This window comes from Bacillus sp. FSL K6-1006 (genome assembly GCF_038593175.1).
Lineage (GTDB): Bacteria > Bacillota > Bacilli > Bacillales > Bacillaceae > Bacillus > Bacillus safensis.
On the sequence record NZ_CP151970.1, the window covers coordinates 986,670 to 1,011,770 of the forward strand.

28 protein-coding genes are annotated in these 25,101 nt (G+C 41.0%); 16 read left to right on the plus strand and 12 right to left on the minus strand.

Annotation, left to right across the window (positions count from 1 at the left end):
- Positions 1-16: 16 nt before the first annotated feature.
- Complete coding sequence (locus NSS65_RS04940) at positions 17-901, minus strand: peptidylprolyl isomerase (RefSeq protein WP_034282210.1); 885 nt, start codon at positions 899-901, stop codon at positions 17-19.
- A 161-nt stretch (positions 902-1,062) separates the two neighbouring features.
- Between NSS65_RS04940 and NSS65_RS04945 the strand changes: the two genes are divergently transcribed.
- Together NSS65_RS04945 and NSS65_RS04950 are read left to right on the plus strand one after the other, a co-directional pair.
- The gene (locus NSS65_RS04945) at positions 1,063-1,149 is read left to right on the plus strand and encodes a YjcZ family sporulation protein (RefSeq protein WP_008361129.1); all 87 of its coding nucleotides are present in this window, start codon (positions 1,063-1,065) and stop codon (positions 1,147-1,149) included.
- Between the two features lie 145 nt (positions 1,150-1,294).
- Positions 1,295-1,384: a YjcZ family sporulation protein gene (locus NSS65_RS04950; RefSeq protein WP_017360317.1), complete on the plus strand. Its 90-nt coding sequence runs from the start codon at positions 1,295-1,297 to the stop codon at positions 1,382-1,384.
- Between the two features lie 51 nt (positions 1,385-1,435).
- On the opposite strand, the gene NSS65_RS04955 is transcribed toward NSS65_RS04950, so the two are convergent.
- On the minus strand, positions 1,436-1,621 hold the full coding sequence (locus tag NSS65_RS04955) for a hypothetical protein (RefSeq protein WP_072368131.1): 186 nt from the start codon (positions 1,619-1,621) through the stop codon (positions 1,436-1,438).
- A gap of 82 nt (positions 1,622-1,703) precedes the next feature.
- A complete protein-coding gene (locus NSS65_RS04960) occupies positions 1,704-2,225 on the minus strand; it encodes a DUF3267 domain-containing protein (protein WP_034282208.1) in 522 nt (173 codons plus the stop codon).
- Positions 2,226-2,457: 232 nt separating this feature from the next.
- Between NSS65_RS04960 and NSS65_RS04965 the strand changes: the two genes are divergently transcribed.
- On the plus strand, positions 2,458-2,802 hold the full coding sequence (locus tag NSS65_RS04965) for a YhaI family protein (protein ID WP_065214191.1): 345 nt from the start codon (positions 2,458-2,460) through the stop codon (positions 2,800-2,802).
- On the opposite strand, the gene NSS65_RS04970 is transcribed toward NSS65_RS04965, so the two are convergent.
- Together NSS65_RS04970 and NSS65_RS04975 are read right to left on the minus strand one after the other, a co-directional pair.
- Complete coding sequence (locus tag NSS65_RS04970; RefSeq protein WP_034282207.1) at positions 2,780-3,400, minus strand: HTH-type transcriptional regulator Hpr; 621 nt, start codon at positions 3,398-3,400, stop codon at positions 2,780-2,782. The genes NSS65_RS04965 and NSS65_RS04970 overlap by 23 nt on opposite strands.
- A 187-nt stretch (positions 3,401-3,587) precedes the next feature.
- On the minus strand, positions 3,588-3,944 hold the full coding sequence (locus tag NSS65_RS04975) for a YtxH domain-containing protein (protein ID WP_024425453.1): 357 nt from the start codon (positions 3,942-3,944) through the stop codon (positions 3,588-3,590).
- 128 nt (positions 3,945-4,072) lie between these two features.
- Between NSS65_RS04975 and NSS65_RS04980 the strand changes: the two genes are divergently transcribed.
- Entirely contained in the window at positions 4,073-4,264 is a 192-nt protein-coding gene (locus tag NSS65_RS04980) for a hypothetical protein (protein WP_142944418.1), read from the plus strand.
- Between the two features lie 253 nt (positions 4,265-4,517).
- Here NSS65_RS04980 and NSS65_RS04985 read toward each other — a convergent pair whose 3' ends face one another.
- The 3 genes from NSS65_RS04985 to NSS65_RS04995 all read right to left on the minus strand — a co-directional run bounded on the left by NSS65_RS04985 (position 4,518) and on the right by NSS65_RS04995 (position 6,831).
- Entirely contained in the window at positions 4,518-5,036 is a 519-nt protein-coding gene (locus NSS65_RS04985) for a tryptophan transporter (protein WP_326135017.1), read from the minus strand.
- A gap of 127 nt (positions 5,037-5,163) precedes the next feature.
- Positions 5,164-6,243: a 3-phosphoserine/phosphohydroxythreonine transaminase gene (gene serC, locus NSS65_RS04990; RefSeq protein ID WP_326135018.1), complete on the minus strand. Its 1,080-nt coding sequence runs from the start codon at positions 6,241-6,243 to the stop codon at positions 5,164-5,166.
- Positions 6,244-6,402: 159 nt separating this feature from the next.
- Positions 6,403-6,831, minus strand: coding sequence for an HIT family protein (locus NSS65_RS04995; protein WP_024425457.1), 429 nt, complete (start codon positions 6,829-6,831; stop codon positions 6,403-6,405).
- Positions 6,832-7,317: 486 nt separating this feature from the next.
- Between NSS65_RS04995 and NSS65_RS05000 the strand changes: the two genes are divergently transcribed.
- From NSS65_RS05000 to NSS65_RS05010, 3 genes are read left to right on the plus strand one after another with little or no spacing between them, the layout of a single operon-like run.
- Positions 7,318-8,058: an ABC transporter ATP-binding protein gene (locus tag NSS65_RS05000; protein ID WP_144496549.1), complete on the plus strand. Its 741-nt coding sequence runs from the start codon at positions 7,318-7,320 to the stop codon at positions 8,056-8,058.
- Positions 8,051-9,271: an ABC transporter permease gene (locus tag NSS65_RS05005; protein WP_101677400.1), complete on the plus strand. Its 1,221-nt coding sequence runs from the start codon at positions 8,051-8,053 to the stop codon at positions 9,269-9,271. Before NSS65_RS05000 ends, NSS65_RS05005 begins: the two co-directional genes overlap by 8 nt.
- Before the next feature lie 45 nt (positions 9,272-9,316).
- On the plus strand, positions 9,317-10,024 hold the full coding sequence (locus NSS65_RS05010) for an EcsC family protein (protein WP_046310440.1): 708 nt from the start codon (positions 9,317-9,319) through the stop codon (positions 10,022-10,024).
- A gap of 27 nt (positions 10,025-10,051) precedes the next feature.
- Here NSS65_RS05010 and NSS65_RS05015 read toward each other — a convergent pair whose 3' ends face one another.
- Positions 10,052-11,239 (minus strand): M20 family metallopeptidase, encoded by a 1,188-nt coding sequence (locus NSS65_RS05015; RefSeq protein ID WP_024425461.1) that lies wholly within the window; start codon positions 11,237-11,239, stop codon positions 10,052-10,054.
- 283 nt (positions 11,240-11,522) lie between these two features.
- Between NSS65_RS05015 and NSS65_RS05020 the strand changes: the two genes are divergently transcribed.
- On the plus strand, positions 11,523-11,675 hold the full coding sequence (locus tag NSS65_RS05020) for a hypothetical protein (RefSeq protein ID WP_224426392.1): 153 nt from the start codon (positions 11,523-11,525) through the stop codon (positions 11,673-11,675).
- 64 nt (positions 11,676-11,739) lie between these two features.
- On the opposite strand, the gene NSS65_RS05025 is transcribed toward NSS65_RS05020, so the two are convergent.
- Positions 11,740-12,225 (minus strand): antibiotic biosynthesis monooxygenase, encoded by a 486-nt coding sequence (locus NSS65_RS05025; protein WP_034282197.1) that lies wholly within the window; start codon positions 12,223-12,225, stop codon positions 11,740-11,742.
- Positions 12,226-12,352: 127 nt separating this feature from the next.
- Here NSS65_RS05025 and NSS65_RS05030 point away from each other — a divergent pair, with 127 nt between their 5' ends.
- The 7 genes from NSS65_RS05030 (at position 12,353) to NSS65_RS05060 (ending at position 22,399) form a co-directional block, all read left to right on the plus strand.
- A complete protein-coding gene (locus NSS65_RS05030) occupies positions 12,353-14,488 on the plus strand; it encodes a PBP1A family penicillin-binding protein (protein ID WP_326135019.1) in 2,136 nt (711 codons plus the stop codon).
- Positions 14,489-14,613: 125 nt separating this feature from the next.
- The gene (gene hemE, locus NSS65_RS05035; protein WP_024425464.1) at positions 14,614-15,672 is read left to right on the plus strand and encodes a uroporphyrinogen decarboxylase; all 1,059 of its coding nucleotides are present in this window, start codon (positions 14,614-14,616) and stop codon (positions 15,670-15,672) included.
- A gap of 32 nt (positions 15,673-15,704) precedes the next feature.
- Complete coding sequence (gene hemH, locus NSS65_RS05040) at positions 15,705-16,643, plus strand: ferrochelatase (RefSeq protein WP_224426390.1); 939 nt, start codon at positions 15,705-15,707, stop codon at positions 16,641-16,643.
- Positions 16,644-16,665: 22 nt separating this feature from the next.
- Positions 16,666-18,078, plus strand: coding sequence for a protoporphyrinogen oxidase (gene hemY / locus NSS65_RS05045; protein WP_326135020.1), 1,413 nt, complete (start codon positions 16,666-16,668; stop codon positions 18,076-18,078).
- 175 nt (positions 18,079-18,253) lie between these two features.
- Positions 18,254-18,832 (plus strand): TetR/AcrR family transcriptional regulator, encoded by a 579-nt coding sequence (locus NSS65_RS05050; RefSeq protein WP_041117030.1) that lies wholly within the window; start codon positions 18,254-18,256, stop codon positions 18,830-18,832.
- Between the two features lie 64 nt (positions 18,833-18,896).
- Positions 18,897-21,206 carry a YhgE/Pip domain-containing protein gene (locus NSS65_RS05055; RefSeq protein ID WP_065214193.1) on the plus strand — a complete coding sequence of 770 codons (2,310 nt, stop codon included), beginning with the start codon at positions 18,897-18,899 and terminating at the stop codon, positions 21,204-21,206.
- A gap of 143 nt (positions 21,207-21,349) precedes the next feature.
- Entirely contained in the window at positions 21,350-22,399 is a 1,050-nt protein-coding gene (locus NSS65_RS05060) for a M42 family metallopeptidase (RefSeq protein WP_034282191.1), read from the plus strand.
- Positions 22,400-22,433: 34 nt separating this feature from the next.
- On the opposite strand, the gene NSS65_RS05065 is transcribed toward NSS65_RS05060, so the two are convergent.
- On the minus strand, positions 22,434-23,723 hold the full coding sequence (locus NSS65_RS05065) for a cation:dicarboxylase symporter family transporter (protein WP_034282190.1): 1,290 nt from the start codon (positions 23,721-23,723) through the stop codon (positions 22,434-22,436).
- Positions 23,724-24,062: 339 nt separating this feature from the next.
- Positions 24,063-24,200, minus strand: a complete 138-nt coding sequence (gene yhfH / locus NSS65_RS05070; protein WP_008359029.1) for a protein YhfH — start codon at positions 24,198-24,200, stop codon at positions 24,063-24,065.
- A gap of 156 nt (positions 24,201-24,356) precedes the next feature.
- Here yhfH and NSS65_RS05075 point away from each other — a divergent pair, with 156 nt between their 5' ends.
- Positions 24,357-25,100, plus strand: coding sequence for an MBL fold metallo-hydrolase (locus tag NSS65_RS05075; RefSeq protein ID WP_211043018.1), 744 nt, complete (start codon positions 24,357-24,359; stop codon positions 25,098-25,100).
- Position 25,101: the final 1 nt, after the last annotated feature.

The window sequence follows — 25,101 nt, forward strand, 5'->3', positions numbered from 1 at the left end:
GAGGGGTTTTTTGTGATTACTGGTTCTGTTGTGTCTGCTGATTTTGTGCAGGCTGTTCAGATTTTTCTTTGAACGTTTTTTGAAGCTCTTTATCTTTTACTTTCACATCAGCATCTTTTACTAATTTGTTTAAGATGTTTTGGATTTCATTTGTGTCTGCTTGTTTTTGGTCAAGCAGTTCTTTTTTCAAGTCCGCTTTCATGTCATCATATTTACCGCGTTCTTCAGTCTTTTTAATGATATGGTAGCCGAATTGGGATTTTACTGGCTTGCTGATTTCATTTACTTTTAGTTTGAAAGCAGCTTTGCTGAAGTTCTCGTCCATTTGGCCTTCTTTTGCGAACCAGCCTACATCGCCGCCTTGTGCTGCTGAAGCAGTATCAGTTGAATATTCAGAGACAAGGGCATCCCATTTTTCACCTTTATCTAATTTCTTTTCCACTTCGTCAGCTGTTTTCTTATCAGCTACTAAAATGTGGCTTGCGCGGATTTTTCCTTTAAGGTCATCGTAATACGATTTTACTTCTTTATCAGTGATTTTGATGTTAGCTTTGGCAGCCTTTTGAGTCAGCAGCTCATATTTCACTTGATCTTTGATGTAATCTTTACCGAATTCATCTTGAAGCTGTTTTAAACGATCTTCACCAAGTGTCTTTTTATATTCTTCCAATTTCTTATCAATTTCTTTATCAGATACTTTGTATTTGTCAGCAAGAACCTTTTGTTGAACAAGTAGGTTTAAAGCATCTCCACCTGCTTGTTTCTTAAGAGTAGTATAAAGTTCTCCTTTTGTGACATCTCCTGATTTTGTTGTGGCGATCACATCTTTATCACCGCTACTGCATGCGCCAAGAGTTAAAACACTTACTGCTGTTACAGCTGCTAAAGCCATTTTTTTCATTCAAAAAACACTCCTAATCTTTCCAATTTATTTATCATTGCTTGTATCATAACATATTGTGACACGCTGTAAAAAGAAATGCAAATGGAAGGGCATTCGTCTAGTCAAAAAATTGCGCGCGACATACACATATAGTGATCACAAAAAGGAGGCTGAATTATATGGGAGCAGGATATTCTAATGGGTTTGCTTTATTGGTCGTGCTATTCATTTTGCTGATCATCGTTGGTGCAGCATATCTTTACTAATTAAATCGCTGTGACAGAAGGGAGCCGTCCTGCCGTGCGTGAGGGCGGTTCTTTTTTCAAACGATGACAGGTGCCTAAACGTTTTTTATTTTTCTGCATACACTGAGCTTAGAACAGAGGAAGAACTGGCAGGAGGTGTTTTCACATGGGAGGAGAAGTCTTTGCTGGCGGTTTTGCACTAGTCGTCGTATTATTTATTTTATTGATCATCATCGGTGCATCTTGGATTTGCTAATGAAAATATACACAAAAAGCTGCCCTCAAACTGGCAGCTTTTGCTTTGATCTTAAATGGAAATGGTAATTTCAACAAATGATGAGATAAGTAAGATCAGTATCGATACATTGATAAAGCGAAACACCTTATCTTGCCGTTCTTCAGGAATCTCTCTGACAAGGCATAATGTATTAGTAAGCCTGTTTATTGAATACACAATAAACGCGGCAAAGACGATGAAGTAAAATAAAACTATCGGAGATCCCCCCTCTCTATGCTATTCCCATACTACATTACCAAATTTTTTATGAAAAAGATAGAAGTTGGCTTTAAAAACCTCATGATGAGGAAGTTTGGTCAACTAAAATATCAAACTCGTCTTGAGCTTGATCGATGATGCAGGATTTAGGTGCTTTGAGCAGCTTCCATGCAAATAAAAAGTCAGGCAAACAATAGCCTGCATGTATACTTGCGATGATGATAAAATAGTGTGCGTACATAGGAAACGCCACGCCTAACAAAAAGTAAACCGGTGAGATGACACAAAACGGGCTGAGAAGTGAAAAAAGCATCACTTTCTTAGGCACGCGCTGCCAGCAATTTCGTTTCATCAATAGCGTCATTTTTTTCTTATTTTTCATCACTGGGATCAAGTGAACCACACGGTGGACAAGCAATGTCACAAGTAAGAGCACGGCAAAAAGCGGTGCGTTATGGCTGCTTAGCCGCGTTTCAGGATGAGTCAGTTGAAAACATAAAAATGCCATAATGAAAAAAAGGATAGCAAGACTTATGGCTGAAATCATCATTCTCGTATAACCATAATCCTTTTCAAGATTAATGGTCTTCCAACAATTCATTTTTCATCCTTCCAATCTAAAAATCGAATTGAATATCTCAAGATAATTTACTCTTCCTGAGGATAAAAATCAATGGTTTTGATGAAAAAAAATAAAATGGTGCCTTCATATGGAATAAAGAGAGGAAACTTTGGGTTTTTCAAGAAAAAAGAACAGAAGGGGGAGGTTCGTCTCTTTCGTCAATGAGTAATTTCGGCTAAAATAGAAGGACTAAGAGAAAGAGGGAACGTACATGAGTATTGAGGAACGAATGAGCCAGCTTGAATATTATATGGAACTTTTATTGAAGGCAGCCGATATGAGCCGTTATCCATATTATGCGTTATTGATCAGGCAGCGTGTATCGAAAGAAGAGGCAGAGGAAATTGAGCGTATTTGTGCTGAGCTTTCAGAGGAAATGGATAAGCAAAAAGCACAAGGCTACGTCATGTTTGACGATCTCCTTGCGCTCTTTGCGGGACAGTTAATTGAAAAGCTGGATGTTCATGAGACGATATTTGCTTTGCATGATCAGGGGCTGTTTCAGCCGCTAATGAATGAATTTATAAAGATCATTAAACAATTTGATTTGTTTTAGCCGCTTTTTCTGCTGCCTCAGCTGAGTTTTCAAGTTCCTCAGTCTTTTTTGTGACTTTTCCTCGCTCATTTAAAAAGTCCTTCTCAATGTTTGAAAACGATTTCTCAAAAATCTCCATGAAATCCTCACCATAAATGTTTCGGATAATACACATCATTTCTAAAATCTCAGGGAACTTTCCGTAAATGTCATGAAGCGGCTGTGCGCCTTTGACAATACCAGTTCGTGCCGGGTCATAATCTTCGAGTAGTTTATGGAATGTCTCTTCGCCTTTTGGCGTTAGCTCAATATACGTATTGCGCTTATCGTTTAACTTTTTAGAAAATTTTAAAAATCCTCGTTCCTCCAGTTTCTTGGAGAAGTTAAACGCCGTTGATACATGCATGACGCCAAACTTTGCAATTTCTGATATTGAAGCTCCTTTTAATTGATACGCAATCCACAAAATATGATGTTCATTGATATTTAGGTTATACGGTTTGATCCACTGCTGCCAGTCCTTTTCAATGGATTTCCAAAGAGCTTTGCTCAATTGGGCCATTCTTTGACTGAATAAAAGTGCTTCTTTTACATCGAAAGGCTGTTCCGAATGATTCATCCATTTCACCTACTTCTCTTTTTCTTGTAATTCTATTATGCCAATAAAATAAAGATTAATAAAGCTGAAAATTCAAGAATTTTTAAAAGTCATGAAAAACATTGTCAAAATAACCTTTTTTCAACAAAAAAAGTGCGGGATACGCACCCCGCACACTTTTGTAAACGAATATTTTTTTGTGAGTATATTAGTTTTGTAAGGTTTTCTCCAGTTGTTTGAGCTTTTCCTCAATCTCTTGAATTTCCTTTTGTAAGTCCTGCTGATGAGGTTTGATTTCTTCGCGCCATTGCTGAATCGATGTTTGCAATTCAGACCCGACTTCTTTAATCACCTCTGCGCTTTCTTTTGCTGTTTCCACAATTTGCTCTTTTAAAGCTTGTCCGTCTCTTTTTAATTTTGTCAGCGTATCTTCGAATTTGTCATAGCCGTCTTTCACTTTTCCGCGCACATCTCTGCCAGAAGAGGGAGTCGTCAGGAGCACTGCCGCACCTCCGAGGAGACCGCCTACAAATAATCCTGTTAATAAAGAACGTCCACTAGCCATTCAAATCACCTCTAGTCAAATTTTACACATTCGCATGTTCTCTCTGAGCTGACGATCAGCTTCATTGAACTTCCATACATAGCTTGCTTTATTTTAGCATACTTTTGAAGAAAAGGGAGGGGAGAAGGTTGTCTGTCTTTCTGTTCGTTTTTATGTGTATCGGCATCGTTTTTACAGGTGGTTCTATTCATTATGCAAGACAGCTTGGATATGCAGGGTCTTATCCGCCAAAACATGTCTTAAAGCAAAAAGCACTTGTGTGTGCGGCTGGTGCAGGGATTTCACTCCTCATTTTGCTGCTGACCCTTTTTCTTTTATAAAAGCATGAAAAAAACCTCTTCATCTATCATGAAGAGGTTCCAGCGTGTAGACAAACCCTCGCATTCTTTGTCAGTCCTGCGTGCTGGTGCTCACGAATATCAAATTCGCTCCGCGCCAGTACTCGTCCTTCCTAGACTTCAAAGGTTTTCTTTCACGCTGAAAAGAAGACAAAGGGCTAAAATCAAGATCATTTTAGCCCTTTGTCAACAATCTGAAACCTCTTCATCTATCATGAAGAGGTTCGGTTATTCGTTAAGCAACTTCTATCATTCTTGCACGTCTCAAAATGGACTGAGCAATTGGGAAGACAAATACCATAGCAATGGTATTAATCACGGCAGCTGGCAGGACCACGCCCACAAGAAGTGCCGGTAATGCAGCTGGCAGTCCAGTGATCAGTAAAGCGGCAGATAGGAAAATCACACCGGATACGATGGTTCCAATCGCAGTTAACACAGCGGTCAGCACCACTTTGTTCTTTATCTTCATGCAAGATAAGAAAAGGGCTAGGAAGATAAAGGCTGTCACTGGTTTATCAATCATATTCGGAATTTGTCCGCCTGGGAATCCCGTTGTTAATGCAGAAATCACGCCAGTCACTAGCGCAATCACGACAACATGCTGAACCTTTGGGAAAAGGATGATGCTTAAAAACATCATGACCAGCATCATATCAGGTTTCATTCCGAAAAAGATGGGCGGGAAAATCGTATGCAAAACAGCTCCCATTGCTGCAAGCAATGACATAATCACTAATTCTTTTGTTTTCATTTCTATGCTCTCCTCTGCTAAGCTCTTATAGGACTCTCCAATAATATGGCTCATCATTTATTGCAAGAGTCATGACTTTATATTTCTCGTTATTATAACAAATTTATTTCCCTATAGAAAAGCCTTTTTACTCATTTTCTTGCTGGAACTTTTTCATAAAGTCCGCAAGCTTTTGGCAGTCTTCTATTGAGACCGCATTGTAAATAGATGCTCTGCATCCGCCGACAGAACGGTGGCCGGCAAGTCCAACCATTTGCTCTTGCTTTGCTTTTTCCACAAAGGAAGAAGTAAGTGCATCATCACGAAGAGTAAAGGTGACGTTCATATGAGAACGGCTGTCAGCACACGCATGTCCTTGATAAAAACCGCCGCTTTGATCAATGGTATCATAGAGAATGCCTGCTTTTTGTTCATTGCGTTTTTCCGCTGCTTCTACACCGCCAGCATGTTTGACATGCTCAAGGACAAGTGACAGCATATAAATCGCAAAAGTCGGTGGTGTATGATAAAGAGAATTGGCTTTTGCATGTGTTGAATATTTTAATATTTTTGGCGTGCTGCTTTTCTCTTTCTCTAATAAACGTTTGCGCGCAATCACAATCGTGATACCTGAAGGCCCTAGGTTTTTTTGTGCCCCAGCATAGATGAGATCAAATGAAGAAACGTCTATTTTTTTGCTGAGAATATCACTGGACATATCCGCAATGAGCGGCAGTGACGTGTGCGGGAACGTTTTCCACTGAGTACCGAAGATCGTATTGTTCGATGTGATGTGTAAGTAAGCACCATCTGTTAAACCAGAAGTATCTACTTCTGGAATATACGAGTAGTTGTCATCTTCACTTGAAGCAAGCACAGATGTCTGACCAAACCCTTTTGCTTCTGACAATGCTTTTTCTGACCAAGCGCCTGTTTGAATGAAATGAGCTGTTTCGCCTTCATGTAAGAAGTTCATAGGAATCATCGCAAATTGAAGACTAGCTCCGCCTTGTAAAAAGAGGACTTCATAATCTTCTGGAATGTCCATCAGTTCCACCAAAAGCGCTTTTGCTTTATTGTGGACTTCTTCATATTCACCGCTGCGATGAGAAAGCTCCATCACAGACATCCCAGTTTGTTTAAAATCAACAAGTTCTTCCTGTGCTTTTTGAAGCACTTCTAGCGGCAATGCCGCCGGACCAGCATTAAAATTCGTCGTTCGTTTCATCACAATCTCTCCCTATTTCTCGCGTTAATGGATCAAAAGATAAAACCATCCTATCACAAATTTGAAGCATTTGGACAAAAAAATTGAATCGTTCAAAATATCTTACTATTAAAAGGCGGAAGCGATGAAAAGGGGTGAAAATAAGAAAAACCTCATCTGTTAAGATGAGGTAAGCCGCGTGTGGATGGCAGAAGAAATGTCTTTTAAATCCTCTGACGTGTATTGATCTTGATGTGATTTCCATACGGCACCAAAGCCATCACCTTTTCCGTAGCGCGGAATGATGTGCATATGGTAATGGAATACCGATTGTCCGGCTTTTTCACCGTTGTTGTTCAGGAGGTTTAACCCGATTGGTTCAAATTCCTGTTTGATCGCCCTTGCAATTTTCGGAATCGCTTGGAAGTAGTGGTTAGACACTTCTGGTGTCATCTCATAGATGTTTTCTTTATGTATTTTCGGGATTACAAGGGTATGTCCTTTTGTTACTTGGCTGATATCAAGAAAAGCCAATACATGCTCGTCTTCATATACTTTTGCACATGGAATGTCTCCATCAATGATCTTGCAAAAAATGCAGTCGCTCACGCCATGTCACTCCTCATTATTTTTCCTTTATCGTATCACAAAAAGAAGCAAAAAAGAAAACAGGACAAGCGAACTCCTTTGGTCGCTCATCCTGCTCCTGCAGAAGAAATGCTGATGCTTTCATTCGAATGCCTTTTGAATTCTCTATTTACTGAAATAAAGAATTCATATGCCTGCTATTTCTGCCGTAAACACCTCATTTGACGTTTTGGTTTGTCGTATACATATTGTATAGGACACAAAAATCAAGAATCAGTGAAGCAAAACAGAAGCTAAGGTTTTTAGATGAAAAACCAACTTGTCATGCGGTTCTTTGCCTTTAACAAACACCTCATTTACTTATTGGTCATCAAGTTCATTTCTTCTACATACATTATGATGACCAAAGCGCCTATTTTTTATTCATGACTCGTCTATAGGTAAACATTTCAAATTATCATTCGTTTTTGTTACTATAAAGGAAAAAAGAAAGAAAGGAACGAATTCATGTCCCTTCTCACTGTAAAAGATGTAACGGGTGGATATACGAAGAATCCCGTTCTAAAAAATATTTCATTTGAATTAGAAAGAAATCAAATCGTCGGTCTCATTGGCTTAAACGGGGCGGGGAAAAGTACAACCATCCGCCATATTATCGGGCTCATGAAACCGCATAAAGGTGTCATTCAATTGAATGGACGAACCCTTCAAGACGACCAAGAGGCGTATCGTTCACAATTTACATTTATTCCTGAAACACCTGTTTTATATGAAGAATTAACGCTAAAAGAACATTTAGAGCTGACAGCGATGGCTTACGGTCTATCAAAGGAACAATTAGACGAACGCCTGCCATCATTGCTGAAAGAATTTCGAATGGAGAAACGGCTGAAATGGTTCCCTGCTCATTTTTCAAAAGGAATGAAGCAGAAGGTCATGATTATGTGTGCATTCCTTGTGGAACCAGAGCTGTATATCATCGATGAACCGTTTTTAGGGCTTGATCCTCTTGCGATCAATGCACTGCTTGAACGGATGAATGCTGCGAAGAAAAATGGCGCTAGTGTCCTGATGTCAACGCATATTTTGGCGACAGCTGAACGCTATTGTGATTCCTTTATTATTTTGCACGAAGGGGAAATCAGAGCGAAAGGAACACTGACAGAGCTGAGAGAACAGTTCAATATGAGAGATGCGACACTCGATGATCTTTATTTGGAATTAACAAAGGAAGAAAGCTATGAGTAAAACTACGCAAACCATTTGGAAATCAAGATTAGAGGAACACGTACAAGAAACAAGAAAATACTTAAAATACATGTTCAACGATCATCTTGTCATTGTGCTCATTTTTTTCCTTGCAGGCGGAGCAAGCTGGTACAGCAGCTGGCTCAAACATATTCCGGCTCACTTCCCATCCTACTGGGTGATGGCAGTTGTTTTCTCATTGGTACTCACAAGCTCATACGTACGTACGTTGATTAAAGAAGCCGATCTCGTGTTTTTGCTTCCTTTGGAAGGGAAGATGGAGCCTTACTTAAAACAAGCGTTTAATTTTAGCTTCATTTCTCAGCTGTTTCCTCTCATTGTTGTATCCATTGTCGCACTTCCTCTTTATTCGGCGGTGTCTTCAGGAGGCATCACGGGGTATGTGCTGATACTGGCGCAAATGATTTTAATAAAGGGCCTGAATACAGCCATTCAATGGAGAATCACATATTTTCAAGGAAAACACGTGAGATGGCTCGATGCAGCCCTTCGTTTTCTATTAAATATGATGCTGATCTACACCGTCTTACAGGCAGCCTATGTGATTGCAATCGTTTTTTATCTTATCTACGGTGTCTATCTCGTCTACTTAACAAATGCAGTGAAAAAACAGCCCTTTCAATGGGAAATGCATATTTCTGATGAATTAAAACGGAAGCAGCGCTTTTATCGTTTAGCAAACTTATTTACAGATGTGCCTCACTTAAAGAAACAGGTGAAAAGAAGAGCATACATGGATTGGCTTATGAAGTTTGTTCCTTACGATCAGCGTAAAACTTTTTCTTATATGTATGTGAGGGCGTTTGTACGCTCAAATGACTATTTTGGTCTCGTTTTAAGATTAACGGCCGTGTTTGTCCTGATTATTTTGTATACAGGTGCAGCAGGCTGGGTGGGTGCGTTACTAGTCTTGTTCACAGTATTTATCACAGGTGTACAGCTTGTGCCGTTAACGAAGCACTTTGCTCATCTTTCATTACAGGCACTTTATCCAGTTTCTCAAAAAGAAAAGGATCGAAGCTTTTTTGTTCTCGTCCGTAATGTGCTGATCATCCAATCAATCTTGCTGAGCTGTGCGGTACTTCCAGCGGGAGGCTGGCAGGGAAGCGGACTGGCCTTTCTCATTTCTTTAGCATTTGTGCTTGTCCTCTTTAAGCCTTACGTACAAAGCAGGTTAAAAAAGATGAGATAAGTGGAGATTACAGCGAGCGTATGATGACATCAAGGAGGGGACCGGATGAATGCAGCTGAACGGGAGTTGTATGAAGAAGCCATTCTTTTTCAAACACGTTTTTTAAGAAAACCTTCAAAGATCGAACGGTTTTCAAAAGGAGTTCAGCAGCATGTGAACCGCCGAATTCCTGCCAGGTTTCATCAAGTCATCACAAGTGCAGTCAAAACAATGGTTGAATCCACCGTATCAGGATCACACTTTACTTCATTTTCAGTGATTGATGAACAATTATCTATTGTAGAACGAAATGAACTGGCAAAGGATAAAGTGAAGTATTACCAAAAGGCGGCTGCTATCGAAGGGGTTGGAACAGGTGCAGGCGGTTTATTCCTCGGAATGGCAGACTTTCCGCTGCTGTTAAGCATAAAGATGAAATGCCTTTATGAGCTGGCGTGTATTTATGGCTTTGATTTATCTCAAAAGGAGGAAAGACTCTTTTTGCTCTGTATATTTCAGCTCGCCTTTTCCAGCAGTGCCCATCGTCAAAAAATGATGAAGATCATAGATGATTGGGAAACGAGCCGCGAGGAAATGGATTGGTACAGCTTTCAGCAGGAGTATCGAGATTACATTGATCTTGTAAAGCTGTTTCAATTAATGCCGGTCGTCGGAGCCGCTGTTGGCGGGGTGGCGAATCATCAGCTGACAGGACAGCTCGGAGAGGTCGCACGCCATGTGTTTCACTTGCGAATATTGAAAGAAATGAAATAGAAAAGCCGCTGAGGACAGCGGCTTTTTTTATTCATTGTAGGAAAGAACGGCGTTCGCGAGTACCTTTGCTGCAATAGGCATTGCTTTTTCGTTGATATCAAACTTTGGATGATGATGTGGATACACGTCCTGGCTGTTTTCCGGCATGGCGCCTGTGTAGAAGAAGGTACCAGGTACATGCTGAAGGTAGTAAGCAAAGTCTTCTCCGCCCATTTGGGTTTCCGCTTCTTTTACTTCTGTGACACCTTCTGTCTGGTTTGCGATGCCAGCAATATATTCCGTCGGCTTTGGATGGTTTTTGACAGCAGGGTATCCTCTGACGTACTCATATGTGTAGGCAGCATCATGCATCTGGCATACCCCTTTTACCACCTGTTCAATTTCTCGTTCGATAATATGCCGTGCACTTTCTTCAAAGGATCGTGCAGTACCAGTTAAAACAGCTGAATCTGCAATAACGTTAAAGGCATTCTCTGCTACAAAACCTCCAACAGAAACAACAGCAGAATCAATCGGATTGACTTTACGTGCAACGACTTGCTGCAGGTTTGCGACGATTTGTGAACCGATGAGTACGGCATCTTTTGTTAAATGAGGCTGAGCGCCGTGTCCGCCTTTCCCTTGGACTTGAATGGAGAAACGATCGGCCGCTGCCATAAAGTTCCCGCTTTTATAAAGAATCGTGCCACAAGGCTCTGAAGACCAAAGGTGCGTACCGAATATCACATCGACACCGTCTAAACAGCCGTCTTCAATCATTGGTTTTGCACCGCCGGGAGCATATTCTTCTGCATGCTGATGAATGAGGACGATCTTTCCTTTTAATTGATCACGATGCGTATGCAAGACTTTTGCTAATACAAGAAGTGTCGCAGTATGCCCATCGTGACCGCACGCATGCATCACACCAGGCTTTGTTGATTTGTAAGGTACATCTTTTTCATCGTGGATGGGAAGTGCATCAAAATCAGCTCTGAGGGCAATGGTTGGTCCCGGAGAAGCTCCTTCAATAAAAGCGAGTACGCCATGACCGCCCACCTTGGTGCGCGTAGGTATTTGTAATGTATCATAGTAGCTGGCGATGAAAGCGGCTGTTTCTTCTTCCTGAAAAGAAAGTTCAGGATTCATATGGAGATGGCGTCTAATTTCAACCATTTCCTCATAATGTTCATCAAGACGTTCATTGATGCTTTTTTGTAAAGTGGATATTGTCATTGAATCGAAAACCTCCTTCATGCTCTTTTACTGATTGTATGGTAATTGTTAGAATCTTTCAACAGAAGAGGATTTCGTGGTCAGTAGCAAAAGGTCATTTTACATAAAAGTCGAAGTTGATATGAAGCAGGGAAAGGGAGGAGTAGCGTTGGGAAGCTGTCCAAATTGTTCAAAAACATTTTCTTTCGTCGAAAAATTTCATTTATCACATACGAAAATGATGATGTGTCCAAGCTGCCGGCATCAAATTAAAGAAACATTTCTCTCAAAAATGAGTTTTTTCATGATCTGCTTGATTCCACTATTGGTGCTGCTGATTCAATTGAAAGGTGCTTCACCTATGTTGAAGTGGCCGGTCTTATTAGGTTGGATATTGCTGAATTTCTATGTGCTTCAGCCGATCATTCATCGGTACGAGCTGAAATCAAGCTCATAAAATGAAGAGCCCATCGACTGGGCTTTTTTTGATGAAAAAAAGAAGTGCTGAGAGCAGCACTTCCTTAATTGTCTGTGACGGCATGATAGGATGTGAGGTAAGCTGGACGAGAGAAAATGGAGCCTGTATCCTCGTGTGGCTGAAAGAATGCTTCTGATTCTTGAAAGTCTTGAAATAAGTCCTCTGATTCCCAAAGTGTCAAAATCAAATAAACTTCTTCATCTTTTTGCGGTCTTAAAACGCGAATAGCCTGGAAGCCGCGCTGATGTTCTGAGATGTTCGTCTTTTTCTGAAAGGTGGATTCAAACAGTGCTCTGCTTTCAAGCTTAACAGGGATATGATTCAAGGTGACGAAACCAGATTGGACAAGCGCGCCTTTCGCATAAATCACATCATAGGCATGAGGGGCTTTAAATACAGTCTCACCCTCCGTTTCATGAAAAAGAGCTGCTTGTTCTTTTCCGACCATATAAAGCAGATTTTCCAGATGGTGTTTCTTTGCGATTTTATGCAAAAAATCTGCTGTTCCATATGTAATATAGAAATTCATCTAAACCGCCTCCTGCTTGATAGTATAACAAAAGAATGATATATAATTCTTTGGCAGTCAATCCATAAAACATATTATGAAGCAATACATCCCATACTATCCGTATAAAGGAATGAGGTGACCTAATTTGAAGAAAAAGAAGATAATCATTCCATTAGTCATTGCAGGAAGTACAATCGTACTCTCATTTATTGGCTATCTGACGATTTTATTTTTAGGACATTATGTCATAGATGAAAAGAAGCTTGTTTTTCACGCTTCCTCCAAAATCATTGATCAGAATGGAAAAGAACTCACAAGCATGTATTCAGAAAATCGGGATCCTGTGTCATTAAAAGAGGTGCCTGATAAAGTAGCAAAAGCTTTTGTGGCTGTTGAGGACAAGCGTTTTTATGAGCATCACGGCATTGATGCACAGTCTATTTCAAGGGCGGTTTATCGAGATATATTAGCAGGAGGGAAGGTAGAGGGCGGCAGTACAATCACCCAGCAGCTCGCAAAAAATATTTTTCTCACAAATGACAAAACCTTTCTTCGAAAAACAAAAGAAGTCATTATTGCCATTAACTTAGAAAGAGATTATTCAAAGGATAAGCTGCTTGAGATGTATTTGAATCAGCTATACTTTGGCCATGGTGTTTATGGTATTCAGGCAGCAGCCAATTATTACTTTAGTAAGGATGTCAAAGATTTAACGGTCAGCGAAGGTGCCACACTCGCTGCGATGCCAAAGGCACCATCTTCTTATTCGCCTGTTTTACACCCTGATAAAAATAAACAAAGGCGGGACACCATCCTGAATTTAATGAACGAACAAGGATATTTGTCTTCAACAGAAACAGTAGAAGCAAAAGGGAGAACACTAGGCATTCATTTGAAAAAGAAATCAGAAACGCCTTGGGTGGACAGCTATGTTGATCTCATCATTAAAGAAGCAGAGTCAGAGTATGCCATTTCACATGAACAATTGCTTCAAGGCGGCTATACCATTACAGTTCCGATTGATATGAATCTGCAAAAAACCGCATATGATGCGATGAAGAACAACCGTTATTTCCCGGGAAAAAGCGGTTCTCCGGAAGGCAGCGCCGTATTCATTGATAACGAGTCTGGTGGAGTGAAAGCAGCCATCGGTGGACGAGAATATCAGGCGAGAGGCTACAACAGGGTGACAGCTGTTAGGCAGCCTGGATCTGTTTTTAAGCCGATCGCGGTCTACGGTCCGGCAATGCAGGAGAAAAAATTCAGACCTTATTCATTGCTTGAAGACAAAGAAAAAAGCTATGACGGCTATTCACCAAAGAATTACGATGGGCAGTATGAAGGAAGGGTCACAATGGTGGATGCCCTCATGAAAAGTAAAAATACCGCTGCTGTGTGGACGTTAAGCCAGCTGGGCATTGACACGTCGAAATCATATCTTGAGAAAATGGGGATAGATATCTCGGATAAAGGACTAGCCATGGCGCTTGGCGGTTTAGAAAAAGGAGTTTCTCCATTACAGATCGCTGGAGCCTTCCATACATTTGCAAATGAAGGCGTATATAAAAAGCCTTTCTTCATTCAGAAAATCACCAATGATGAAGGAGAAACTGTAGAAAAGAATCGTGGTAAGCAAGAACGAGTGTTTAGCGTGCAGAATGCTTGGAATATGACAAGAATGCTTCAGCAAGTCGTCAAAGGCGGGACAGCCCAGAGCGGTTCATACGCTGGAGATTTAGCAGGTAAGACAGGTACGACCACATATTCAGGTGTGAAAGGTGCAACAAAGGATGCTTGGTTTGCCGGCTATACGCCTAGTACAACGGGTGCGATTTGGATGGGGTATGACAAAACCGATAACAGTCACTATTTAACCGGCGGCAGTCAATTCCCGGTGCAGCTGTTTAAAGATATTTTAACAGCAGCTCAAATCACCAATGAAACGTTTGAAAAACCAGAGGGGATTAAAGAGCTCGAGTCGCCCATCCATTTAGAGGGATTATCAGGATTTGAAGCCCGCTATGCGTTTAAAATCAAAGGCTTGTTTACATTAGAGCTGTCTTGGGACAATCAGGAGGATAAACGCATTGAATACCGCATCTATGAAAAGAGAAATGGAAGCGAGACGCTGATCGACACAGTGACTGGCGTGGACAGCTATACAATGCCGTATGCCAATGTATTTTCAAATGCAGAGTATAAGGTTGTTCCATATAATACCCAAACGCAAGAAGAAGGAGAAGGCAGTCCATATGTCAAGCCAGAGGCTTTTGGACGTTAATATTCGGCGATTTTTTGAACATTGAGCCGCTTTAGTATACCGTGCCTTGAAAAAACGGTATAGTAAAAGCAGGTTTGAGCCTTGTACAAAAAGAGAGTATAAGGCGAAAGGTGGAATGAAAGGTAATGGGAAAAACGAAGGTTTTTAATGACACGTTCTTAAAGGCGTGTAAAGGGGAAAAAACAGACCATGTACCAGTGTGGTATATGAGACAGGCAGGACGCTCACAGCCTGAATATCGTGCCCTTAAAGAAAAATACGGGCTATTTGAAATTACGCATCAGCCAGAGTTATGTGCTTATGTAACAAGACTTCCTGTAGAACAATATGGTGTAGATGCCGCTATTTTATATAAAGATATTATGACCCCGCTTCCGGCTATTGGAGTGGACGTAGAAATTAAAAATGGAATTGGACCTGTGATTGATGCACCGATTCGATCTAAAGCAGATATTGAACGTCTTGGGGAACTTCATCCTGAAGAAGACCTGCCATATGTGCTTGATACCATTCAGCTTTTAACGAAGGAGCAGCTGAATGTTCCGCTTATCGGTTTTGCTGGCGCACCATTTACGATGGCAAGCTATATGATTGAAGGCGGTCCATCTAAAAATTATCATAAAACAAAGGCGCTGATGTACAGTGATCCTGAGGCGTGGATGCTGCTCATGAACAAGTTAGCTGATATGACGATCACGTACATACGTGCGCAGGTAAAAGCCGGGGTCAGTGCATTTCAAATTTTCGACTCATGGGTTGGTGCTTTAAATGCCGCAGATTACCGGACATTCATTAAGCCTGTCATGCAGCGAATTTTCACAGAGCTGAAATCTGAAAACGTCCCAATGATCATGTATGGAGTTGGTGCAAGCCATTTAGCGAAAGATTGGCATGACCTGCCACTTGATGTGGTTGGACTGGATTGGCGTATGAGTGTAGACGAAGCAAGAAAAGAAGGGCTCACAAAAACGTTACAGGGGAACCTTGATCCAACTATTTTACTTGCTCCTTGGGAAGTCATTGAAGAGAGAGCAAAAGATATTTTAGATCAAGGAATGAAATCAGATCACTTTATCTTTAACTTAGGTCATGGGGTATTTCCAGATGTTTCACCAGATACGTTAAAGAAGCTGACAGATTTTATTCACGATTATTCAGCGAAACATAAAAAATCATCCATCTAAACTATTTCAAATGATCTGAAGGAGTGTTGGTTGTGGAGAAAAAGAAAATGGGACTTCTTGTCATGGCATATGGCACCCCATATAAAGAAGAAGATATTGAGCGTTATTATACACATATCCGTAGAGGCAGAAAGCCGGAGCCAGAGATGCTGCAAGATTTGAAGGATCGCTACAAGGCAATCGGCGGTATTTCTCCTTTATCAAAAATTACCGAACAGCAGGCAAATGGTTTGTGTGATCATTTGAACGACATCCAAGACGACATTGAATTTCATGTCTACATTGGCTTAAAGCATATTGAGCCGTTCATTGAGGATGCAGTTGCAGAGATGCACAAGGACGGCATCACAGAAGCAGTGAGTATTGTTCTTGCGCCGCATTTTTCAACCTTTAGCGTGAAATCGTATAACAAGCGTGCACAAGATGAGGCAGACAAGCTTGGCAATCTGAAGATTACGTCTGTGGAAAGCTGGTACGATGAGCCGAAGTTTGTGGACTATTGGGTGAAACAAGTGAAGGATACGTATGCATCAATGAGTGATGAGGAAAGAGAATCAGCCGTACTCATTGTGTCTGCACACAGCCTTCCTGAAAAGATTATTGCAGCAGGAGATCCATATCCTGATCAGCTCGCACAATCTGCCAAAATGATTGCAGAAGGTGCAGGAATTGAACATTATGAAATAGGCTGGCAAAGCGAAGGCAACACGCCTGATCCATGGCTTGGACCAGACGTTCAAGACTTAACACGGGACCTATTCGAACAAAAAGGCTATAAAACGTTCGTATATGTGCCTGTTGGGTTTGTCGCTGACCATCTTGAAGTGTTATACGACAACGATTATGAATGTAAAGTCGTGACAGACGAAATCGGTGCAGCCTACTATCGACCAGAAATGCCAAATGCGAAACCAGCATTTATTGATGCTCTCGCAACTGTTGTATTAAAGAAGCTTGACGAAAGCAAGTAATTATATAAAAGAAGGCGATCCTATGCATGACAATCAAAAACACCTTGTCATCATTGGCGGTGGCATCACTGGTTTAGCCGCCGCCTTCTATTTGGAAAAGGAAGTCGAAGAAAAAGGTCTTCCCATTCAAATATCTCTTATTGAAGCGAGCCCTAGGCTAGGTGGAAAAATCCAAACATTATATAAAGACGGCTACATCATTGAACGTGGGCCTGATTCATTTTTAGAAAGAAAGGTCAGTGGACCGCAGCTGGCGAAAGATGTAGGTCTCGCGGGTCAGCTCGTCAATAATGAAACAGGGCAGGCGTATGTACTAGTCAATGAAACCCTTCACCCGATGCCAAAAGGCGCTGTCATGGGTATTCCAACTCAAATCAGCCCATTCATCACAACCGGTCTTTTTTCAGTTGCAGGAAAAGCGAGAGCGGCAATGGATTTCGTCTTGCCAAAAAGCAAGCAAACAGAAGATCAGTCGCTCGGTGAATTTTTTAGAAGACGTGTCGGTGATGAAGTAGTTGAGAATTTAATCGAACCTCTTCTATCAGGCATTTATGCAGGTGACATTGACCGTCTCAGCTTAATGTCCACCTTCCCGCAGTTTTATCAAACAGAACAAAAGCATCGCAGTTTGATTCTTGGGATGAAAAAATCACAGCAGCATGCGAAAGCGCAGCAAGTGACAGCGAAAAAACAAGGGCAGTTCCAAACGATCAATCAAGGACTTCAAGCGCTTGTTGAAGCAGTAGAAAGCAAGCTCAAGCTGACAACGATTTATAAAGGGACAAAAGTGAAGCAGATTGAAAAAACAGATGGAGGCTACGGTGTGCAGTTAGACAGCGGTCAAACGCTTTTTGCTGATTCAGCCATTGTGACAACTCCGCATCAATCGATCTATTCCATGTTTCCAAAAGAAGCGGGGCTTGAGTACTTGCATGATATGACATCTACTTCTGTTGCAACGGTTGCACTCGGTTTTAAAGAAGAGGATGTTCATAATGAATATGACGGTACTGGTTTTGTCATCTCAAGAAACAGTGATTTCTCTATTACAGCCTGTACGTGGACGAACAAAAAATGGCCGCATACAGCTCCTAAAGGAAAAACGCTATTGCGTGCCTATGTAGGGAAAGCTGGCGACGAATCAATTGTCGAGCAGTCAGACCATCAAATCGTCAGCATCGTGCTGGAGGATTTGAAAAAAATCATGGATATTAAAGCAGATCCAGAACTGACGACAGTGACTCGCTGGAAGACGAGCATGCCGCAATATCACGTCGGTCATCAAAAAGCTATTTCGAACATGCGAGAAACGTTTAAGCAATCATATCCTGGTGTTTATATCACAGGTGCTGCTTTTGAAGGTGTCGGAATCCCTGATTGTATTGATCAAGGAAAAGCTGCTATTTCAGAAGCTTTATCTTACCTATTTTCATAAAAAAACAACTCCCTTTTCTGTCATGGAAAGGGAGTTTTTCATGTTCGAATCAATCAAAAAGAGTTGGGAATCATAAATGTGAACAAAATTGTTGCATCCGGGGAAAAGGGTGTGGTATATTACTTTCTGTACTTAATGACCAAAACGTTCAAATAGTCATTTTGGGAGTGAGATCATGAGTGTTGATAGGAGACAAATGATTTTAGACGGGGCTACGAAGGCATTTACTCAATTCGGGTATAAAGCCACCACAATGGACCTTGTGGCGAAGCTTGCCAACGTCGGAAAAGGAACCATTTATACCTTTTTCAAAAACAAAGAAGAGCTGTTCGATGAAATTTTCACATCCCTTTTAATGGAGATGAGGAAAATTGCGGATGAAGCAATGGATGAGGAAAAAAGTTTCTCTGAAAACCTTCACTTAGCACTCTTTGCAATATTGGAATTTCGAAAAAACCACCAGCTCACAATCAAAATCTTTCAGGAAAGTGCGGAGCTTGGCACGTCAGCGGTCAAGGAAATGATTGAGAAGATGGAGCAAATGATCATTCGCTATATCAAAACGAAAGTAAAAGAAGCGATTGATAAAGGCGACATTAAGCCATGTGATCCTGAATTGACTGCATTTGTGATGGTGAAACTATATATTGCACTTATTTTTGATTGGGAAAAGCGATACGAGCCTTTAACAAAAGAAGAGGTGGCCGAGTCGCTGGAACTTTATGTACTCAAAGGACTTTTAGCAGCACCATAATTTTTTTTAAGTTCAAATGACCAAATTCTAAATTTAGTCATTCATCTATGGGAGGAAAACAGCAATGAATTTAATTCGGAATCAATGGAAAGACATTGTGACGAGCAAAAAACTACTGATCCCGATTTTAGCTGTCTTATTTATTCCGCTGATTTACAGCGGTGTATTTTTAAAAGCGTACTGGGATCCATATGGTACAGTCGATCAGTTGCCTGTAGCGGTTGTCAACTTGGATGAAGGCAGTCATTATGACGGGAAGACACTGCATGTCGGCGATGATTTAGTGAAGGAATTAAAGAAAAACGATAATTTCAAATGGAACTTTGTCGATAGTGAAGAAAAGGCAGTGAAGGGATTAAATAATGAGGATTATTATCTCGTCGTGGAAATACCAAAGGATTTCTCGAAAAATGCAAGTACAGTCCTTGATAAGCATCCAAAAAAATCGAATCTGAAATATTATACGAATCCAGGCGCCAACTATGCGGCGTCACAAATTGCGAATAATGCCATTATCAAATTAAAAGATTCGGTTTCAAAGGAAGTCACAAAAAATTATGCAGAGGTCATTTTTGATAACTTCAAAACGATTGCAAAAGGCTTAGATCAAGCAAGCGATGGTGCGAAGAAAATTGATGACGGAACAAAAAATGCAAAAGATGGCAGTAACAAGTTAAAGGACAATTTAGCAAAATTGGCTGAAGGAACGTTAACCTATAGCGAAGGTGTTCATCAATTTGCTGGTAAAATGGGTGAACTGAACACAGGGATACAATCTCTTGACAGCGGACTTGGCCAGCTCTTAACAGGCTATCAAACCATCGATCAGAAATTTGGAGAGCTTGGTACAGGAATTGATACATTGACTGAAGGGTTAAACACAAGCCGTGAAGGTCATCAGCAGCTCGCTTCTAAAATGCCGCAATTCACAGCGGGTATTGAGCAGCTAAACAACAAAGCACAATCTTTTTCAGAAAAAATTGAAGCAGTAGAAAAAGTCTTGTCGTCACCAGAATTAGCGAATCTTGAAAAGATGGCGCCTAAACTCGATCAGGTGAAAAAAGACGCAAAAACGTTTAGTACAAAACTTGCTTCATTAAAAGAAGCGCTATCGAATCGAGATGCTAAAGTAAAAAGCATCATCCAAAACAGCTCAATGACAGATGAAGAGAAAAAGGCGGCAATGGATCAGCTTGACAGTCTGCCTAAAATCGAACTGCCAGATCTGTCTGGACTTGAACAAAGCTTAGCGGCCTTGCAGGAACTGCCTGATGCAAGTGAGGTTCAATCTGCGGTTGCTTCTGCAAAAGCTCAGCTGCAGCAAGTCAAACAGCTGCCAAAGAAAACGGAACAGCTGTACACATCTACAGTCGCGATACAAAGTGCGATTGATCAAATGACATCTGGAACGAATAAATTGTATCAAGGTGCACTTAAGCTCCAAACAGGTCAAGGCCAATTACAAGATGGTCTGCAAACAGCAAATGGAAAGCTGGATACAGCGAAAAGCGGTGCAGATAAGCTTGCGAATGGTTCAAGCCAGCTGAGTGCAGCGTTAAATAAGCTGGAAAGTGGTTCAACGAATATCCAAAGCAACACATCTAAGCTTGCTGAAGGCTCAAAATCACTCGATAAAGGATTGGGAGATTTAAAGAGCGGTACAGGTAAGCTGTCCGATAAATTAAAAAGTGCCGCTGATGAAACAGGAGAAATTGATGCGGGTCAAGACAATTACAATATGATTGCGAGTCCCGTGAAAACAGAAAATGATACAGCGAAAAAGATCGATAATTATGGTACAGGGCTCACACCTTATATTTTATCGATGGGACTCTTTGTAGGGGCTCTCATGCTCACCGTTGTATTCCCAATGAAAGACCCTGCTGGACGCCCTAGAAACGCGTTTGAATGGTTTTTCAGCAAATATAGCGTACTCCTCTTTGTCGGTATCCTGCAAGCAGTCATTGCAAGCTCCATGCTCATCTTTGGGCTTGGTCTTGAGGTGGAAAGCCTCTGGCGCTTCTATCTCTTTGCGATTATCGTCAGTCTGACATTCTTAGCGATCATTCAGCTGCTGGCGACAACTATGGGGAACCCAGGACGCTTCATTGCCGTTATTATCTTGGTTCTTCAGCTCGCAGCAAGTGCTGGTACATTCCCGCTTGAACTTGTGCCGAAATTCTTCCAAGTCATTCATAGTCTGCTTCCAATGACGTATACAATCAACGGATTTAGAACGATCATTGCAAGCGGTGATGACAGCTATTTATGGCACCAAGCAGCGATCCTTGGAACAGTTGCGATCATCATGATGGCGGCAACAACAGCATACTTTGCTTGGAACGTAAGAAAAATGAAACAGGACGAAGCTTAATTCATGAATCCTTTCTCTTTATAGAGGAAGGATTTTTCATTTGAAATTAGACATCTCGAACCTGAAGCGATATATTTTAAGAAGAGATGCTGAAAAAGGCATACATGGAAGGAATTGCTTTCAGACAAAGGAGGAAATGCCGAATGACAACTGAAGTAAACGAAACCGTTCAGCTGATTCAAAAGCTCGTATCAATCCCAAGTCCATCAGGAAATACGGAAAAAGTGATCGGCTTTGTTGAACGTTTTTTACAAGATTTGAATATTGAGACAAAACGAAATCGAAAAGGCGGATTAATTGCCACAATCAAAGGAACAGATGACAAGGAACACCGCATGCTGACAGCGCATGTCGATACGCTCGGTGCGATGGTTAAGGAAATTAAATCAAATGGACGGCTTCGTCTTGCACTTATTGGAGGCTTTCAATATAACTCAATTGAAGGCGAATATTGTGAAATTGAAACAGCATCAGGCCATACATACACAGGGACCATTCTTATGCATCAAACATCCGTTCATGTTTATGCGGATGCTGGAAAAGCGAAACGAAACCAAGAAAATATGGAGATTCGTCTCGATGAAAAGGTGAAAAATGCAGACGATGTCAAAGCACTTGGCATTCAAGTAGGGGACTTTATTTCATTTGATCCGAGAGTGGAAGTGACGTCTTCAGGGTTTATTAAATCAAGACATCTTGATGATAAGGCAAGTGTTGCGCTGCTTTTGCGGCTCATCCACCGGATTCAAAAGGAAAACATCACATTGCCGCATACGACGCATTTTTTAATTTCCAATAATGAAGAGATTGGCTACGGCGGCAACTCGAATATTCCAGAAGAAACAGTGGAATATCTCGCTGTAGATATGGGTGCGATCGGTGACGGTCAATCGACAGATGAATACAGTGTATCGATTTGTGTAAAGGATTCGAGCGGCCCTTATCACTATGGATTTCGCAAGCATTTAGCTGCATTAGCAGAAGAGAACAACATTGATTACCGCCTTGATATCTACCCTTATTATGGCTCTGATGCATCAGCAGCCATTAGAGCAGGGCATGATATCATTCATGGACTGATTGGTCCTGGTATAGATTCCTCGCATGCTTTTGAAAGAACACATGAAGATTCACTTGTCCATACAGCGGATCTCCTTTACTACTATGTTCAATCACCATTAATCACAGCATAAAAAAAGAACCCCTGATAGATGGGGTTCTTTTTGGTTAGCTTGAAAGCTGTGTTGGCTCAGGTGCCTCTTGTCCAGTCATCACACGATGTCCTTTTTCAGGGTCATACTGCCCTTCCCATTTAGACATGACAACAGCTGCAAGTGCATTTCCTGTTAAGTTGACAACAGTCCGTGCCATATCCATGATACGGTCCACACCTGCAATAAATGCAAGACCTTCAGCAGGTACACCGATCGTTCCTAATGTCGCGAGTAATACAACAAATGAAGTACCAGGAACGGCAGCCATTCCTTTAGATGTTACCATCAGCACAAGAACTAGTGTAAGCTGCTGGACGATCGTGAGGTCAATGCCATATACCTGTGCAAGGAAAAGCGCAGCAATGGCTTGATACAAGACGGAGCCGTCCAGATTAAACGTATAACCGATTGGGATAACGAACGAAACAATTCCTTTTGGACATCCGATGCGCTCCATTTTATCCATGACTCTTGGTAAAACTGTTTCAGAGCTGGATGTACTAAAGGCAAGAAGCATTTCGTCTTTCATGTAAGCAAGAAATCTGAAAATATTGACGCCAATCATCTTTCCGATAATTCCGAATACAACGATAAGGAAGAGAGCGAGCGCAAAATAAACAAGACCTACAAGCTTACCTAATGAAATGAGAGATTCAAGACCAAATTTTGATACGGTCACACCAATGAGTGCAAATACACCAAATGGTGCAGCTTTCATCACAACATTGACGACATGGAACATGGCATGTGATACACCCTCGAAGAAGGCGAGCACTGGTTTACCGCGTTCGCCAATTGCTGAAACGCCAAGTGCAAATAGCACAGTGAAGAAAATAATCGCAAGCAAATCACCTTCCGCCAATGATTGGAAGAAGTTCGTTGGAACGATATGAAGGAACGTATCAGCAACTGATTTGCTGCTTTGCTCTTTTTCCGTTTCAACATACTGGCTAATATCTTGCTTTTCCGTATTTCCAAAGTCAACGCCTGCACCAGGCTGTACAAAGTTTGCAAGCACAAGACCAAGGACAATCGCAAATGTTGTGATAATTTCAAAATAAAGAATGGTTCTAAAACCTAGTTTCCCTACTTTTTTACCATCACCCGCACCTGCAACACCTAAAATTAAGCTGGATACGACAATTGGTATGACAATCATCTTTATGAGCCTTAAGAAGAAGTCTCCAATTGGTTTTAAGTATGTCTCGACACCTGGGTTACCGAAAAAGATTGCCCCAACAACAACACCGAGAATAAGACCGATTAGGATTTGAGTAGCCAATCCAAATTTTAATTTTTTCATAGATTTCCTCCCTAACATATTCATTAAAGGAATATTCCCACCATATTAAGTTTTAATATATGAATTAAAGTATAACTAAATTTAAAGAGGTTCGTCCACGATTAAATTATATTAAGAAAATACAAAATTATTAGAAAAAATAGACATTTAGAACCCCCTCCATTGTTTCGAGTCAATAAAAAGTGCCTTCAGAACTAAAAGTCATCATATGAAAATACTAAAAAACCCTTTTGTGACGAGGGTTTTACCTTTTTACCTATTTTTCAGAAAAAATAAAAAGCACCTTTGACTCCAACTGATGACGGAGGAAAAAAGTGCTTTTTTATTCAATTTATTCCCTTATTTAAGATAACTTACTTGTGAGCATTCCTCACATTCATTACCGTAACACTCGTGCTGTTCCATTAAATCATTTCCACATTTTGTGCATTTCTTTGAGGGCAAATTTCTAAAAAACTCTGTGATTTTTCCTAGCATTTGTCATCCTCCAATACGATTTGTTGCTATTATTGTATTATAACAGATTAATAATTGTCAATCTGTTTTGTAACAATAGGCAGGAAGAATGCTTTTTCCTTGAAAAATGGGTATATTGTAAGAAGGGGATTTTTAGAAAAGGAGGGAAAAATGACGTTGAACTTAACCGTGATTGGATGCTATGGAGGGTTTCCGGCAGCTGGTGAAGCGACATCAGGCTACCTTTTTGAATCAAATGGCTTTCGTCTTCTTGTAGACTGCGGAAGCGGTGTTCTTTCAAAGCTGCAGCAATACATTGATATAGAAGAACTAGATGCTGTTCTCCTTTCTCATTATCACCACGATCATATTGCTGATATCGGACCACTCCAATATGCAAAGCTAGTGGGATATCATTTAGGAAAAAGCAGCGGCCCGCTTCCGATCTATGGACATACTGGTGATCAAGAAGCATTTGGGCGGCTTTCTGATGATGTACATACAAAGGCAAAGCCTTACCAGCCAGAAGAAAGGATTGAACTCGGACCCTTTCAAATTGATTTTTTGAAAACGGTTCATCCGGCAGAATGCTATGCGATGAGAATTCAGGCAGAAGATGCTGTGGTCGTGTATACTGCAGACTCAAGCTATCAGGAGGCATTTATTCCATTTAGCAAGGGGGCAGATCTGCTCATTGCCGAAAGCAATTTTTACGCTGGACAAGATGGATCAGGTGCCGGACATATGAACAGTACGGAAGTAGGGAAAATTGCAAAGGAAGCAAATGTTGGGGAACTTATCATCACCCATCTGCCCCATTTTGGACGTCATAAAGACCTAGTCAATGAAGCACAGGCGTTATATACTGGCAGTATACAGCTTGCCCATTCAGGGCTTAGATGGAACAAGGAAGGAAGATAGA